The sequence below is a fragment of the Nostoc sp. FACHB-110 genome (assembly GCF_014697425.1).
In the GTDB taxonomy this organism is placed as follows: Bacteria; Cyanobacteriota; Cyanobacteriia; order Cyanobacteriales; family Nostocaceae; genus Nostoc_B.
In genome coordinates, this window is the sequence record NZ_JACJRU010000002.1 from 307,838 (window position 1) to 323,974 (window position 16,137).

At 39.6% G+C, this 16,137-nt stretch carries 15 protein-coding genes; all 15 read right to left on the reverse strand.

Annotation, left to right across the window (positions count from 1 at the left end):
• Window positions 1-195: 195 nt before the first annotated feature.
• Window positions 196-2,856, reverse strand: coding sequence for an MGH1-like glycoside hydrolase domain-containing protein (locus H6G69_RS03645; protein WP_190681705.1), 2,661 nt, complete (start codon window positions 2,854-2,856; stop codon window positions 196-198).
• 297 nt (window positions 2,857-3,153) lie between these two features.
• The gene (locus H6G69_RS03650) at window positions 3,154-3,927 is read right to left on the reverse strand and encodes an SDR family NAD(P)-dependent oxidoreductase (protein ID WP_190681708.1); all 774 of its coding nucleotides are present in this window, start codon (window positions 3,925-3,927) and stop codon (window positions 3,154-3,156) included.
• Between the two features lie 488 nt (window positions 3,928-4,415).
• Window positions 4,416-5,225 carry an MIP/aquaporin family protein gene (locus H6G69_RS03655; protein WP_242071967.1) on the reverse strand — a complete coding sequence of 270 codons (810 nt, stop codon included), beginning with the start codon at window positions 5,223-5,225 and terminating at the stop codon, window positions 4,416-4,418.
• A gap of 108 nt (window positions 5,226-5,333) precedes the next feature.
• The gene (locus H6G69_RS03660; RefSeq protein ID WP_190681711.1) at window positions 5,334-5,771 is read right to left on the reverse strand and encodes a VOC family protein; all 438 of its coding nucleotides are present in this window, start codon (window positions 5,769-5,771) and stop codon (window positions 5,334-5,336) included.
• Window positions 5,772-5,803: 32 nt separating this feature from the next.
• Window positions 5,804-6,625: a nuclear transport factor 2 family protein gene (locus H6G69_RS33505; RefSeq protein WP_199335709.1), complete on the reverse strand. Its 822-nt coding sequence runs from the start codon at window positions 6,623-6,625 to the stop codon at window positions 5,804-5,806.
• A gap of 123 nt (window positions 6,626-6,748) precedes the next feature.
• Window positions 6,749-7,123: a nuclear transport factor 2 family protein gene (locus tag H6G69_RS03675; RefSeq protein WP_190681714.1), complete on the reverse strand. Its 375-nt coding sequence runs from the start codon at window positions 7,121-7,123 to the stop codon at window positions 6,749-6,751.
• 121 nt (window positions 7,124-7,244) lie between these two features.
• On the reverse strand, window positions 7,245-7,700 hold the full coding sequence (locus H6G69_RS03680) for a hypothetical protein (protein WP_190681717.1): 456 nt from the start codon (window positions 7,698-7,700) through the stop codon (window positions 7,245-7,247).
• Between the two features lie 38 nt (window positions 7,701-7,738).
• Window positions 7,739-9,487, reverse strand: a complete 1,749-nt coding sequence (locus H6G69_RS03685; protein ID WP_190681720.1) for a thiamine pyrophosphate-binding protein — start codon at window positions 9,485-9,487, stop codon at window positions 7,739-7,741.
• On the reverse strand, window positions 9,481-10,308 hold the full coding sequence (locus H6G69_RS03690) for a type 1 glutamine amidotransferase domain-containing protein (protein ID WP_313950119.1): 828 nt from the start codon (window positions 10,306-10,308) through the stop codon (window positions 9,481-9,483). The genes H6G69_RS03685 and H6G69_RS03690 overlap by 7 nt, the downstream gene beginning before the upstream one ends.
• A 37-nt stretch (window positions 10,309-10,345) precedes the next feature.
• Complete coding sequence (locus H6G69_RS03695; protein WP_190681723.1) at window positions 10,346-11,026, reverse strand: DJ-1/PfpI family protein; 681 nt, start codon at window positions 11,024-11,026, stop codon at window positions 10,346-10,348.
• Between the two features lie 185 nt (window positions 11,027-11,211).
• Window positions 11,212-12,693 (reverse strand): TrbI/VirB10 family protein, encoded by a 1,482-nt coding sequence (locus tag H6G69_RS03700; protein ID WP_190681726.1) that lies wholly within the window; start codon window positions 12,691-12,693, stop codon window positions 11,212-11,214.
• A 343-nt stretch (window positions 12,694-13,036) separates the two neighbouring features.
• Window positions 13,037-13,786 carry an SDR family NAD(P)-dependent oxidoreductase gene (locus tag H6G69_RS03705; RefSeq protein WP_190681729.1) on the reverse strand — a complete coding sequence of 250 codons (750 nt, stop codon included), beginning with the start codon at window positions 13,784-13,786 and terminating at the stop codon, window positions 13,037-13,039.
• Window positions 13,787-13,841: 55 nt separating this feature from the next.
• Complete coding sequence (locus H6G69_RS03710; RefSeq protein WP_190681732.1) at window positions 13,842-14,558, reverse strand: SDR family oxidoreductase; 717 nt, start codon at window positions 14,556-14,558, stop codon at window positions 13,842-13,844.
• 226 nt (window positions 14,559-14,784) lie between these two features.
• Window positions 14,785-15,798 carry an SMP-30/gluconolactonase/LRE family protein gene (locus H6G69_RS03715; RefSeq protein WP_190681734.1) on the reverse strand — a complete coding sequence of 338 codons (1,014 nt, stop codon included), beginning with the start codon at window positions 15,796-15,798 and terminating at the stop codon, window positions 14,785-14,787.
• Window positions 15,799-15,800: 2 nt separating this feature from the next.
• Window positions 15,801-16,049: a hypothetical protein gene (locus H6G69_RS33625; protein WP_206757634.1), complete on the reverse strand. Its 249-nt coding sequence runs from the start codon at window positions 16,047-16,049 to the stop codon at window positions 15,801-15,803.
• Window positions 16,050-16,137 lie beyond the last annotated feature (88 nt).

Here is a 16,137-nt window from a genome sequence, read left to right on the forward strand (position 1 = left end):
GAAATTTTTGGATAGAGTTTGTATTATTTTGATGATGATAGTGAATTAATAGCTGGGAAAATTAAAATATATTATAATAGTTTGTCATGCCCTAAAAGAGTAAAAAAGAGAGCTTTTGATTTTTCTACAGATAAACTAAAACTCTCTTGCTGTGTTTTTGATTACTACTATAAATTTAATTGCCAAATGTGGAAATTATTCTGACAACACTTGTTCTGCACATTGTTGAATTAATTTGGCAATTAAACCTGTCCAGCCAGTTTGATGACTAGCGCCAATTCCAGCACCATTGTCTCCATGAAAATATTCATGAAATAGAATTAAGTCGCGCCAATTTGGGTCAGTTTGGAATTTGTCTACGCCACCATAAAAAGGTCTTTTAGTAGCATCATCTGTGAGAAAAATGGCAATTAGTCTTTGAGATAATTCAATTGACACTTCTTTGAGTGTCATCATTTGACCAGAACCTGTGGGACATTCTACTTTAAAATCATCGCCAAAGTAGTGATAAAACTTTTGTAATGATTCTAGGAGTAAATAATTAATGGGAAACCAAATTGGCCCGCGCCAATTAGAATTACCACCAAACATCGCGGTAGTAGATTCAGCAGGTTCGTAATCAACTCGATATTCCTGACCATCTACTTTTAAAATGTAAGGATGGGAAGCATGAACTTTAGAAACAGAGCGAATACCATAGGGACTAAAAAATTCCGTTGTATCTAACATTTTTTCTAAGATACGGCGGAGTTTTTCTGGATGGGCGATCGCTAATAGCCGACGTTCCCCCACGCCTTGTTTCTGCATACAAGCAATATTGCGGGTTAAGTCTGGGCGATTTTTGAGAAACCATTGCGTTCTTTGCTTAAAGCCTGGGAGTCGCTCTAAAGCCTTTGATTCTAAAATGCTGACAGCACATAGGGGAATTAGCCCAACTAGCGATCGCACTTTCATCGGGAATTGATGATTATCTGGTAAATGTAGTGCGTCGTAATAAAAGCCATCAATTTCATCCCACAAGGATATTTCTGTATCACCAACACCATTCATCGCATCAGCAATGTATAAAAAATGCTCAAAAAATTTGCTGGCGATGTCTTCATAGGTAGAGTTTTCCTGAGCTAATTCTAGGGCAATAGTCAGCATATTTAAACAATACATTGCCATCCAACTTGTACCATCTGCTTGTTGCAAATAGCCACCAGTTGGTAATTGTACGCTCCGGTCAAATACACCGATATTATCCATGCCTAAAAAGCCACCCTGAAAGATATTTTTGCCTTCAAAATCTTTCCGGTTAACCCACCAAGTAAAGTTTAATAATAACTTCTGAAAAACACTTTCTAAAAATTTCTGATCTCCACGACCATAGATTTTTTTCTCAATCTGATAAACTTGCCACGTAGCCCAAGCATGAACAGGCGGATTGACATCACCAAAAGCCCATTCATAAGCAGGTAACTGACCATTAGGATGCATATACCATTCTCTGGTCAAACGGCTTAGTTGCAGCTTGGCAAAATCTGGGTCAATCATCGACAGTGGAATGACATGAAAAGCTAAATCCCAAGCTGCAAACCAAGGATATTCCCATTTATCGGGCATGGAAATTACATCATCGCTAAATAAATGAAACCATTCATGATTTCTGCCATTGAGCCTTGATGCTGGTGGTGGCGGCCCAGCCGGATCACCTTTTAACCATTGTTCAGCAACATAGTAATAAAACTGTTTGCTCCACAACATCCCGGCAAAAGCTTGGCGTTGCACATTTCGTCTATCTTCTAATATGGGAAATGGACAAATTCGCTGATAAAATTCATCCGCTTCTTGCTGACGTTGTTGATAAATAGTATCAAATTCATTTCCAAATGGGGCAACTAAATTTTGTACGTCACTTAAGCGCAATCTAATTGTTTGAGTTTCGCCTGCCCCAATTTGTAATTCGTAACGAGCGGCAAATTTAGTACCAATTCGACTGGGATTAATAGCAGTTTTTTGCCCATTCACTACATAATTATCAATGCCATCTTTAACATAGGGTGACGCATTACTCACGCCAAATAATTTTTGATTATTTGTTTCGTTTTCTGTAAATAGTAATTCTGGCGTTCCCTGACAATACAACCATCGAGTGTCTAAAGTAGGATGATAGGCTTCGATGGTGCTGAGGTCAGAGTTAGATTGACTAATTTTTAACCAAGGTTTTTCTACTAACTCACCACTCCAAGACCAGGTGTTACGAAACCAAAGAGTTGGTAATAAATGTAGAGTTTTTGTTTCTGGGCCGCGATTAATGATATTGATTTCAATTAATATGTCTTCGGGCGTGGCTTTGGCATATTCCACAAAGACATCAAAATAGCGGTCTTGATCAAATATACCTGTGTTAATTAATTCAAACTCTGGACTGTAGCGATTTCTGCGGCGATTTTCTTCTACTAACTGAGTATAAGGAAAAGCCGCTTGGGGATATTTATAAAGATATTTCATGTAGGAATGAGTAGGGGTGTTATCGAGGTAGAAGTAATATTCTTTAACATCTTCCCCGTGATTACCTTCATTCCCTGTCAAGCCAAAAAGTCGTTCTTTGAGAATTGTATCTTCACCATTCCAAAGAGCGATCGCAAAACATAACCTTTGATGATTATCAGAAATTCCCGCAATGCCATCTTCACCCCAACGATAGGCGCGGGAACGCGCATGATCGTGGGGAAAGAAATCCCAAGCGGTTCCGTCGGGACTGTAATCTTCGCGCACTGTTCCCCACTGTCTTTCGCTCAGATAAGAACCCCATCGTTTCCAGTATGCAGTGCGATCGCGGTCTGCGGCTAATCTTGCTTCTTCTTGAGTCATAGCGTTTCCGATTTTGGATGAATGCAAAACTTAAAAATGTTCTGTTGCTATTCACTCGCCCAGCACTAAGTAGGTCGGCGTAAATAATCAATGTTGGGATAAGGCAGGGGGCAGGGGGCAGGGAGCAGGGGGAGAAAGAGTTTGAGCATTATTTACTTTTCTTCACACAGTTTGGTTTTATTGCACCGACTTACTTACTGCTACTTTATATAGACTGGAAAAATTTCACCTTCTCGGCTAATTAATTCAACTCCAGATTTGCAAAAACGATAGAACAACAGAGCCAAAATAAATCATCTATTGTTCATGATAGTTCCGACTCAATCCCCCATCTACATAAAAAGTTGCGCCTGTAATATAATCAGCATCGGCTGAAGCTAAAAAGCCAACTATAGGTGCAATATCTTCTGGTTTGCCTAAGCGACCCAAGGGAATATTTTTTAACAACGCCCCTAATTTCTCTGGGTCATTTAACAGCTTACTATTTATTGGTGTCTCAATAGCTCCAGGAGCGACGTTATTAATTGTAATTCCTAAAGGCCCAAGCTCAACTGCCAGATTACGCATCATCATTTTGACACCGCCTTTGCTCGCACAATAGGCAGTAAAATGAGGAAACGCCATCTCCTCATGGGTAGAGCTAATATTAATGATTTTGCCAGTTCTTTTAGTTGCGATTAAATGTTGTGCGATCGCTTGTGTAGCAAAAAATGTGCCTTTTAAGTTGAGATCAATAACTGCATCATAATCAGCTTCAGTGATATTCCAAAAATCAGCATTACGCCCATCAATACCAGCATTATTGACAAGAATGTCTAACTTACCAAAATATTCAATACTTTGGTCTATAAGTTGACGAATGTCACTAATGACACTCAAATCTGCTTTCACAGTTATGCCTCTACTACCAACCGCTTCTACCTTTGATAGAGTTTCTTGCGCTCCTTCTGGATGAGAGCGGTAGTCAATCACCACATCTGCACCTTGTTCAGCTAAATATATAGCAATAGCTTGACCAATTCCCCCGCTACTACCAGTGACTAAAGCTACTTTACCTTCTAGTTTCTTCATGATTCTTTCCTTCTAGAGTGTTGGATATAAGTGAGAACTAAGACAAAAATTTCTCAAACTCATATTTCTTTGTGACCAAACAAGACAAGGTTAAAAAGCAATACAGTTCAGTTAAGGCAACAACTTATACCAATTCGCAATTCGCAATTCACAATGACGGGACGCTCGTTCCGACGCTCAAAGATTCGCTAACGCTGCGCTATCGCTATCGCAGGCTCGCTAACGCAATTAAGAAATCTAGCTCCAGTAAGAATTTCCTGATTTCTATCTGTCGCATTCTTTTCTTAAATTGGTATTAGACTGGTGTAGGTTGGGTGAAGAAACGGAACCCAACATTCGCGCATACTTTGTTGGGTTACGCTATCGCTACACCCAACCTACTATTCTCTTAACTGAACTAACGCAAAAATCTTTCAAACTTTTATTTCTTTGCTTTTTACTTTTTACTTCTTAACTCCGCTCCTTATTTTTGCCTATTTGTATAACTATTAATGCTTGGGCAAATGTGGTACTTTAACGTTCTTAAAAATACAACGATAATTAGGAACATGAAAAAGTTTGCCTGTTAAAACTTCGCGTTCACCCATAGATATGAGTTGAAAAACTCCCACAGCGATTAATGCACCGAGGGGAGATGCTAGGCAATAAACCCATTGATTTTGCCAAGACCACGCTACAAAAGCTGGCCCAATACTGCGTGCTGTATTTAAACTAGTACCGGAAATAGGCGCGCCTAACCAAACCATAGTTGCCACTAAAAGCCACACCATCACAGGTGTCCAGCGTAAAAGTTGCCGATGGCTTAAAAAAATAAATATAGACAGCACTAACATAAATGTCATAAAAACTTCAGTCAGAAATACATACCACAAGGGATAGCCATTTCCTGGTGAAGTGATGCAATAATTAACGCTAATTAAATAGTTTCTCCAGAAAAACAATGCTAAAAATGCGCCAACAATTGCACCAATAAATTGAGCTAAAATATATCCCACTAAATCTTGCTTATGCATTTTACCTTGTAACCAAAATGCCAAAGATAGGCAAGGGTTAAGGTGTGAACCACTGAGTTTTCCTAATGGAGAAATACTAATTAATGCACCACTGCCAGCAAAAACTAACCCATTAATTAATAACCGTGGACTGACTGCCGGAATCAGATGCTCCATTGGCAAGCCCTTGCCAAAATTGAAGGTGATAATACTAAATCCAACTAAGATATTAAAAGCAGTTCCTACTAACTCTGCACCATATTCAAGCCAATTTAATTTTTTCCAATTTGTGATAACTTGCATCATTTTTTGGCTCAGAAATTTTCCTCTACAAATTGGTTGATAGAGACGCGAAATTTTGCGTTTCTACAAGGGTAATCTGATGAGGGCGTATCACCCCTCATCAGATTACTCTCAATTATTTTCTAGTGGTGGTGGATTATCTTGATCAACGTATCCTTGGCTAATTTCAATGATATTGCCATCTGGATCGGATACCCAAACTGTCCGCCATCCAGGGATAAAGCTGTCAAAGTTGAGTGGCCCTAAAGTTACTTTGGCATCTTGGCCTATTTCCGCTAATTTAGCATCAACATCATCAACCTGAAAACCAAAATGTCTCCAAGCTGGATAAGTAGGCCCGTCATCTGTAGCTAAAGGAACCGGAGTATTTCCTTTGGCTTGAAAAAGTTCAAGATACATATCACCCAATTTGAGAAAAACAATTTGTTCATTGTTACCAATGGGTGCAACTCGCGCGCGTTTAAAGCCGAAATATTTTGTGTAGAATTTTTCAGTTGCTATTGGATCTTTGCAACTAATTGCCATTTGAGAAACTTTGAGCAAAGTCATTACTTTAGTCCTGACTAAAAAAGTAAATTGAATTAGGCGTATGAGCCATCGGGATACTGAACTACACCAGCAAAGTGAACAGCAATTTTGCGATCGCGCAGTACCCAGTTATCATAAAAACTGACTTCGCCTACATCACCATTGATAGTTCTGGTTTTTAAGCTTTCAACTATCATCAGCGTGTTCTCAGTCTCCGCCCACTGGTCAAGTTTGACCTCAAAATCTTCTAAGCTAAAGATGCGACTTTCAAAAAACTCTCTGAGTGCTTGACGGCCGCGCACATAAAGTGGTTTGCGGTTTTCGGTCAAGGTACTAATCAACAACACATCTTCTGTATATTGATTAAGTAAACCATCAACATTTTTGGCTTTAATAAAGCCGATATGCTCTTTATAAAACTTGCCTAATGGTGATGCGGGTGGCTCAGTTTTTGCTGTGCCATTATTGACATAAGTTTTATCAGGGTATTGAATTACACCAGCAAAGTGAATCGCAATTTTGCCATTTTGTAAAAACCAGTTATCATAAAACTCCACACTACCGACTTCACCAGTCTTACTTGTAGTTGTGAGTTCTTCTACCATCATCAATGTGTTTTCAGTTTCCGCCCACTGGTTAAGCCGAATTTCAAAATCTTCTAAACCAAAAATCCGGCTTTCAAAAAATTCTTTGAGTGCTTGGCGACCTTGCACATAAAGTGGTTGACGGTCTTCGGTTAAGGTACTAATGAGTAGAGCATCATCAGCATATTGATTTAACAAACCATCAACATTTTTGGCTTTAATAAAACCGATATGTTCTTTATAAAGCTTGCTGATAGGAGATACGACTAATTGTTCTATGGGTGTACTCATATTCGTCCTCGATTTAGGGTATGAAGGCTCAATAAATTTATAGTTAGCACTAACTTCTATGTTTGATATTTAAAGTTAGTTGCTAACTACAAAGCAGAAATATCACCAGAAATTCGCGCTACTTTAAGAAACCCAAAAACCAAAGTGATAAGCAATTTGTCCATTACGCAAAGTCCAAGCATCTCCAACTGAAACCAAGCCAAGTTTACAGGTGAATTGAGCTTGGAAGAAAATAGCATCTTCGGCTTCTGTAAAATCTAAAGATTTAATATCAATATATTCTATTGTTCTGAGATAATCGTGAAAGAAGGTTTTGATATTTTCCTTTCCTGTAACTGTGATGGGTGCAGGTGTATTTTCAAAACCGTTAAAAAAGGTAATTAATACAGCATCTTCCGCATAATCTCTATCAACCATTTCGTCGATTTTGCCAGCAGAAATAGTTTCTATATGTTTATCAAAAAATTGCCGTCCAGGTGAAATTGTAGAAACTGTCATTTTTTTCTCTCCTGTAATTACGATGGAACTGATGAGTAAGGAGTGCTAATAATTACAGATGATTGTGTTGTTGTAATTATCTGCACTCGCAAACAGAATTGCTGTGAAGATGTCTGCAATTTTAAAGACGAGCAGATCCTTCGTAGTAACTTAGGGAATCAACAATATAGGTAGCAATAACTGGTTTACCAGTATTGGCCGATCGCTTGACTATCCAAGTTTGATAAGCATCTAAAACAATGCGATCGCTTTTCGCGGCTGGAGGATTCCACACGCTTGCTTCCCATTTCACAATCACTTGCACAGTTGCTTCATCTCCTGAGCCGGAAGGCTGAACGTTAACTTGCTTTAAGGTATGAACTTCATCAAAGAAAATCCGAATGACGCGATCGTACCAACCTTGAAATCCTTCAAAACCGTAAACTGTAGCTTCAGGAAAGCGCATTTCTAGCCCTTGTTCTGCCAGAAAAGGAATATACTCTTCTAGCGGCGCGTGAACATCTAATTTTAAATACCACTCTGCTGCTAGCTGCTTAATTTCTGAAGCTGTCAAAGGTGCTAAATTCGCTACGGTCATGATTTTTCTCCTTGTGAATCAGTCAAAATTTCCACCTACTATTGACCACACTTGACACCAATTTTTGTACCGACAATTTCGTTTGTCAGTACTAAATCAATTAAAAACGGGCCATTGTGATTCAATGCTTTTTGAATAGCTGGTGCAATCTGGTCTGGTGTCTCGACTCGCACCGCTTCTACTCCCAAAGACTTTGCTAACTCGGCAAAGTTAATCTCGGGATTGCACAGATGGAAAGAAGCTGGATAATCGTGTTCTGGGATTTCCTGCTCGCGCCAATAGTGCAAAATGTTGAGCTTCAGAATTTGATAACTGTGATTATTACAGATCACAAATTTGGCATCTATGTTGTGGTGAGCAGCAGTCCAAAGAGCTTGGATAGTATACATACTACCGCCATCACCCGTAAAAGCAACCACAGTTTTATCAGGATGAGCCAACTTAATCCCGATCGCACCTGGAATACCTACACCCAACGAACCGCCGCGTGTTTGAAAATACTGTCCGAGTTTGATTGGTGGGATATACCGACAAAGTTCAGGAGAATTGGTAATGGCTTCATCAAAAATAATCGCGTCTGCTGGCAAATAAGCAGCTAATTCCTCGGCAAATCGAGTCATGTGCAGAGGGACTGCATCTCGTACTGCTTTGTCAGCTGCAAGTTGCGCCGTCAATTCTCGTTTTTTACCCTCAGCTATTTTCGTCGCTCTTGCGGTGGCTGCTTGCTTTTGTGCATCTGTCATCGTTGACTGGAGGACAGTGCTTAATTTGCTCAGAGTAATTTTCGGATCGCCCAGCAACCCCAAATCCACCGGGAAATTCTTCGCTATTTCATAGGTATTCAAATCAATGTGAATGACTTTTGCTGAGGGTGCAAAAACACCAGACAACGCAGGAAATACCTCGGGAAAAACGTAGGTTCCAGTAATCAAGATTACGTCTGCTTGCGAAGTCACACGGCGGCTATCATCGCCAAACATGTGACCCAACAACCCACCGAATAGAGGATGGGTAGCACTCATATTGGCTTCTGATGAGTCAGAACCCCAGACTTGTGCGCCAATAGTTTCAGCTACCTCTGTCAATTCAGCCTGAGCATCTGCAAAAGCTACCCCATCACCCATAATAATCAAAGGATGTTCAGCTGCTGCCAATAAATTTGCGGCTGTGGCTAATTCATTGGCTTCTGGGGAAACCCTGGTTATGGGAATCGAAGTCGGAATAACCTCTTCATCGTTAGGAGCATCCAGAATATCCATCGGTAGAGAGACGAATACTGGCCCCATCGGTGGTGTCGCGGCTATTTTGATGGCTCGACGCAAAACACGCAGCAAAGAAGTAGGATCAATTACTCTAGTCGCCCATTTAGTCACAGGCTTGGCCATACTGACCAAATCTGCTGCCATTTGAGCATCCATCGCATCATATCTGACACCAGCTTCGCCAGCTAGCACTACCAATGGTGCATGACCGCGCATAGCTTGGTAAATCATACCTATGCCATTGCCTAAACCAACACCACTATGAAGTTGTACGATAGTCGGCTTTTTGGTAGCGCGAGCATAGCCATCGCCTGCGCCCACTGCGATTGTTTCTTGCAGTGCAAAGATATATTTAAATTCTGGATAATAGTCTTTTAACGCATCTAAGAAGCCCTGTTCCACGGTTCCAGGGTTGCCAAACATATAGTCGATTCCATCAGCTAGAAGTTGTTCGATGATGGCAAAGCGACCATTTCTGTCAGCGACCACAGCTTTGTTGCTGTTCTGTTTGGTCAAACTTACCATCCGTACCGCCTTAGTCCTTTATCGAGAACTTCTACTAATTTCTGACCAGTTGTGTAAGAGTCTGCGGTAGAACGACCTGTGACAAACGGATAATCGACAATTACGGAGATTTCTCTGCCAAAATTACCGTGATAGCCACCATCGGGGCCTGTAGCATCTTTGAGAATATACTCTAGAGGATAGGGAGGTGGCCCCATATTGAGGTCACTACCGACAAATCCTGTACCGTCTTTGTAATCGTATTCTTTGCAATGGCCTGTGACGTGCTTACCCCAAATAATACTTTTACGTTCAATTAAATCGCGCGCAAAGGCGAGGCAAGTTACACCATAGCATTCTGCGGCGATCGCTTTACCTTGTTTGTAAAAGCTGAGAATCAAGTCGTGAACGCGATGGTTGTTGACTAAATCAACAATGGGGCCACTACCACCCACAATCAATAAAGCATCGTATTGTTCTAAATCCTGCTGTATATCGTCGAGTGCATTGTTGTATGCTTCCATTTCCCGGAGAAATTTTTCAGCACTCCAGTAGGGGCGATCGGGCAACCATTGTGACAGAATAATGGGATTATCTAGTCGGGGATTTTTTGGATCATCCAACCGCTTGACTTTTTCCGCCATCTCTTGCGATACAACCGTCCGTCCTAGAGGTGGGTCAATATAAGTAGGGTCTGTGCTGGGAGGAAGGGCTACAGGTCTTTTTCCTGTTGGAGTGGCAAAATCCACCTGATATCCCGCAGCATCGAAAGTTTCTAAAGGGCCTACCAGTTCTTCGCCCCAATAACCATATTCCGATAAAATCACGAGAATTTTCTTCACCAGATTTTCTCCTAGTCATGAACTTGTTTTGAGATAACTAACTTGCGACTTTCAATCGGGAAACAGGCAGAGTTCGTCTACCTGAAAAACGATTTGTAGCAATAGATAACTGCTGAATTTGTTCAGTAATCGCATCAATAAATGGTTCAACCTCATGTTTTGAGCGACCAGTCACCAAGTCGCCATCGACAACAACACCTGTATGTGATGTTGTATAAATTGCACCAGCATTGATAATATCTGCGAGGACAACTTCATGACAGATAACTTGTCGTCCTTTGAGTAACTCAGGCATAGGTGTCAATATCCATAGGCCGTGACAAAGTGCGCCTTTAATAATTCGCGGATTTGCCATAGCTTGGGCATAAAACTGTACAGCCGGTGAACTACGAACTTGTTCAGCACTAATTGGCTGACCTGTTGGTGGCTCAAAATAACGCAAACGTACACTAGTGTAGTTAGCAGACATAATCACAGCTGCATAGTCGTTAACATCTACGTTTTGAAAATCAATGTCTACGTCTATTGTTCGAGGTGTGTTGCCTGTATCTTCATCACTGAAAAAGCGAACACTGGGCTGATTCCAGAGTCTAGACATCAGATGTACTGTTGCTTTGAGTTCTGAGAAACGCTTTTGATATGCTTCAATTTCTTCAGGGATGAATTCACTTTCTACAAGAATTGCAATTTTTTTTCCACCCAGGGATCTAGGTATCATATTGATTCAATATTTTGAGGGTCACTAGATTCTTATTTTGGAATGTATGTGACTTATTATGAAGTCTTTATAAGTAAGTTTAAAGAAACTAAAACCTCACTACAAGGGTGAATATTTGGCAGCAAGGTGACTTTTTTTAGAGGTTATTTATAAAATAAAAATTTTCCTTATTTAGGAGTCACAAGCTAAAATTGCATAAGTTGATTTACATATATTTCAACTTCTTTACCTGCTTGTAAAAACCAAATATTGCTGCGTTGCCGATTAATTTGTGAGATAGCCTGTTGATTACGTTGCGAAATTTGGGGCGAGACATTGCTAATTCCACCTTCTAATAACCCTGCTAATATGTTCCCTCTAGAGTTGTCGCTGGTATATTGGGTGTCATTACGAACAATCGTAATTTGAGAATCAGCACGATTAGATAATTCCCCTGCTTTACCCGCAGCCCCTAAAACAAATTGTCCTACGTCTATTCCAGTAATGGCAGACGCTTGATTGGAGAATCTGTTTGCTATTAAAGGTTTACCGTGGGGAGCGCGGATGATTACAGCATTTCGCGGTAAGCTTTTTTGTATGAGAGTGTGATTATTTTCTAAAATAACGTTGACTATATCTAACTTGAGTAAACCTTGTTGAGAAATCGAAGAAATTTCAGTTAACAATTGTGTGTTAGCGGGTAAAGCAATTTCACCATCTACAGATTTCAACGGTTCTTTCAGTTGTACAACAAATAAATTTTTATTGCTGTCTTGATTTTTGTTAATTTTTGCTTGAGTAGTTTCACCAAATACAGCTGTGGCTAATACGGCTTTAGCACTAGTCCCCACCGCTACAAATTTTGGTTTTGATAATTGTCTTTGGTTGACTATCGCAGTTGCTGGTGATTGACTTTGCTGAGATTGATAGTTTGGTATAGCTTGTACTACCTGAGTATTTTTGATGGGAAAATCTACCTGTCCATAACTACCTAATTTAGCTAATCTCATCCATTCTGTAATTGGGTCTGGTGTGGGTGAAGGAGTTAGATTAACGCTAGGTTGAGTATTTGGTTTTACCGTTGTTGTTGGCAAACTTTGAGGTAGTGTTTTAATTATAGCTATCCTCAAATGAGAAACTTTATGTCTAGATGGTGGTCTAGTTTGCAGTTTTTGATAATTATCTGAGATTGTTAAATTAGGAGTAGATATAATCTGAGGCGACTTTGATTTTTGATTTTGGGATTTTTGTTGTGTGCTTTCTATTTCTTGTGCTTGTTCGGTCAGAGATAATTTCGTTTTGAGAGTTTCTATTTCTGCTTCTAAATCTTGAGAATTGGATGTATTATTTAATTGCGATCGCCTATTTAATCCAATATTACTGCTGGCACTTTGACTACTATTATTTGCCAACAAAAAGAAATAAATAGACGATAAAGTAACTGTCGCTAAAATAGCCGTTCCCACCAAACTTAACTTAACAAATATGTTAGATGAGTGTGGTTGCTGAATCTCAGTTTCTTTTGCTGTAAAAACTGTTGAATCTAAAGAAATATCATCTTCTAAATCTGGTATTTCAATAATAGGTTTGTGTTCTTCAAACCCAACTAAATTCGCTATTTTTAATTCCCACTCTGAAGATTCAGAATATAAAGCTGATACGTTTTTATTAACTGAATTCTTATCCATTGGAAAAATAGGTTGGATTCCATAAAAATATTTATGTTAAAGTCCATAGTTGATAATTTTTGTTTAAAACAATATCAAGCATTAATAAATTAATTGTTTTAAAATTCATCTATAAAATCAACAAAGCCTGCCAAAGCAGACTTTGTTGGTAAAAATGCAAGCCTAAGGATACAACTAAAATTCTCAAATCTGATACCACTCATGCTTGATTGCAAGTAACCATAGGACTAATATTGGATTTGATAAAAAATCAGTATCCTTCCACAAAAGGCTTCTTTCCTACTCCCCACTCCCCACTCCTTGACTACACAACTAGATGTGGAAATCAAACCGAATTCCTATATTACCAAGGTAAAGGAAATGGCCCGCCAAATTTTCTGATTTCTGCAAAAAAGCCACCTTGAGAACCACCATCTGGTAGTGTAGCTAAATAAACTGCTGTTTCTGCGCCTTCTTCTGCTGTTAAAGGTGCGTGTTCTCCGCCAATATCTGTTTTCATCCATCCAGGAGAATAGCTATTGACTAAAATATTTGTGCCTTTTAACTCCTTGGCTAATAAAGCGGCTAGTCCATTTAAAGCAATTTTTGATAGCCGATAGGAGGGCGCAAGAGGATAAAAATCATCACTAATAAAATTTAGTGATGCCATCTCAGTGGACACATTTACAATACGCCCATAATTATGCTCTTTCATGAGTGGAATCAGAGCTTGAGAGACACGTAAAGGGCCAAGGGTATTTACATGAAATGTTGAGAGAACTGTATCTAATTTAGCAGTCAACAAACTACTTTCTTCAGGCTCTCTTCCAGGGTTAACGCCAGCGTTATTCACTAAAATATCTGCTCTGCCATACTGTTTGCGTAATGCAACTACAAACTCTTCAACGCTTTGATTATCTGTGACATCAAGAGGTATGTAATCTACTTCTTGACCTTGTTGGGCTAACTTTTCCCGAGCTTCTAATCCTTTGGCTGTGTCACGACCAGTGATAATCACTTGGATATTATCGAAATTAGCTAATTTTTTAGCAATTTCAAAACCAAGCCCTTTATAGCTTCCGGTAATTACGGCAACTCTTTTTTCTGTACTCATGATTGTATCCTTTGGATATTTGTAAGGTGTAAATTAAAACGTAATCACCAGAGCTTTATACTGGTTCAGCTGCGGGAACAACCAAAAGCCTGGGGATCAGAACATTACCTGGTTGTTCTAAGATGAAACGAACGCAACGAGCAATGTCTTCTGATTGCAGTACACCACCAGAATAGATGAAATTTTTTTGCTCTTCATCCCATTTCTCGTATAAGCCAGTATCTACAGTCCCAGGAGCAATGCTAGAGACACGAATATCAGTTCCTGCCAGTTCAACTCTGAGAGAATCTGTAAAGGCTTCAATGGCAAATTTAGTACCGCAGTAAGCTGCTATTTGTGGGGTGGTTTTTAGCCCAGCAATACTCGAAGTATTGATTAAAAATCCACTGCCAGATTGTTTAAAGTATTTTAATGCTGTGTAAGCTACTCTATAAGCAGATTCAACATTGACGCGAACCATCTGACAAATTGCTTCGATATCAACAGTTTCAATTGCCCCTACAGTCATCACACCTGCATTATTAAAAACTACGTCAAGTTGACCAAAGGTTTGAATGGCAATATCCACTAATTTTTGTGGTAGTTCAGGGTTAGTGATTTCACCAGGTACGACTTTGGCATTTTGTAGTTGAGCAGCGATATTTTCAAGTTTATCTTGCGATCGCGCAGTCAGTACTAAATTCATGCCTGCTGTATCTAATTCCTTAGCCACTGCTTCACCGATTCCACCACTAGCTCCAGTGATAATCACAACTTTATTTTGCAAATTCATAGATCACTCCTGGGAATTTTTTATGTTAATTTTACGGTTAGTGTTTTCTCCCTAGTAGCTAAATTAAAAGTGGGGAAAGAGGTTAGACTGGAGTTGCTGGCTACTTAAAAATTCAAAGCCACGGTGATAATTGAGTAACTTTTGCAATTCGCTATCCTCAATTTTGCAAAACACAGCCATAAAAACAATGGTGAAAATTTTGACGGAAGTTTGTATTTTTTCGGTTCTACTGGGGACGGATATCTAATCCTAAAGTGCCAATATCTAAACGAAATATCCCCCCGGAACCATCTTCTGTATTTATCCCGCCAGTCACAAATAGTTGGTCGAGCTTTGTACCTGCAAAAGCACAATTGCTAGTAGTGAGATTACCAGTTGCATATCGGCGGATTAACTTCCCTTCTGGATTAAGAACCTGCACTTGACCCATACCATAGTGAGCAACATAAAGGTTGCCCTTTGCATCGAGGCAAATGCCATCGGGTTTGTTGTCGATTTGCTCTTTCTCTTTCGTAGGTAGTTGAGCAAATACTTTCTGTGCGCCTACTTTTCCTGGTGATAATATGTCATAAACTAAAACTTGATTTTTATTGCTTTCACTGACAAACAACCTTTGGTGATTGGGACTCAAGACAATCCCATTAGCAAAAGCTAATCCACTCACAACTAAGTTGATTTTTCCGGCGGAATCTACATAGTAAATTGCGCCGTTTGGCGTTTGTGGATTGGAGCTACCAGAGTCTGTGAAATAAAAACTGCCTGTGGGTGAATCAATAGTTATGTCGTTGGGATATACCAAGGGTTGACCATTAAAATCTCTGGCGATAACCTTCAAGAGTTTGCCGTTAGCATCGAGTTTTACTATAGAATTTTTAGCAGCTACAATATGAGTGCGATCGCGCATAATTTTGTGACCGTTAGCACCAGGAACTTTCGCCCAGATTTTAGTCAAGCCTTCAGGAGTAATAACTGTAATTGTCCCAGCTTTAGTTTGAGAAAAGTAGAGATTGCCTGCACTGTCTAAAACAATTCCTTCAGAATATTGATCGCTTTGCAACACCTTAATTGGTGAAATTAAATATGCTGGAGGTAGTGTAACTTCCGATGAATTGACAGCTACAGGTGTTTCGGTAATTTGGATTGCTGCTTGTGCAGATGTGTCATGATAAGAGGTATAACGGCAAGCACTCAATAACAATATTTGTACGCAATTTAAAGCCAATAAAGAAAATTTCCACATAATCAGAAAGCTATTTTTATGGTAATTTTGTTAATTAATTCCGGGTAAATATTAGAATTAAACTCTTGTTCAAGAATGTATTTAATTAAACAAAAAAACAGTATACACATATCTTGCACCAAGCGACTGAAGTCGCAGCTACACAGACAAAACCCGCCTGCGCGGGTTCCAAACCCTTGATATTGCGTTAGTCCGCGTAGGCGGACTTCGTTTGTATAGCCGCGAATTCCATTCGCTGGGGCTAGGTGCAAGATGTGAATATATAAATTCTCACTTTAAGTGAGGTACAAAATCAATATTTAAAACGCAGAGTAACGCTGAGGAAAGCGGCAGAGGCAC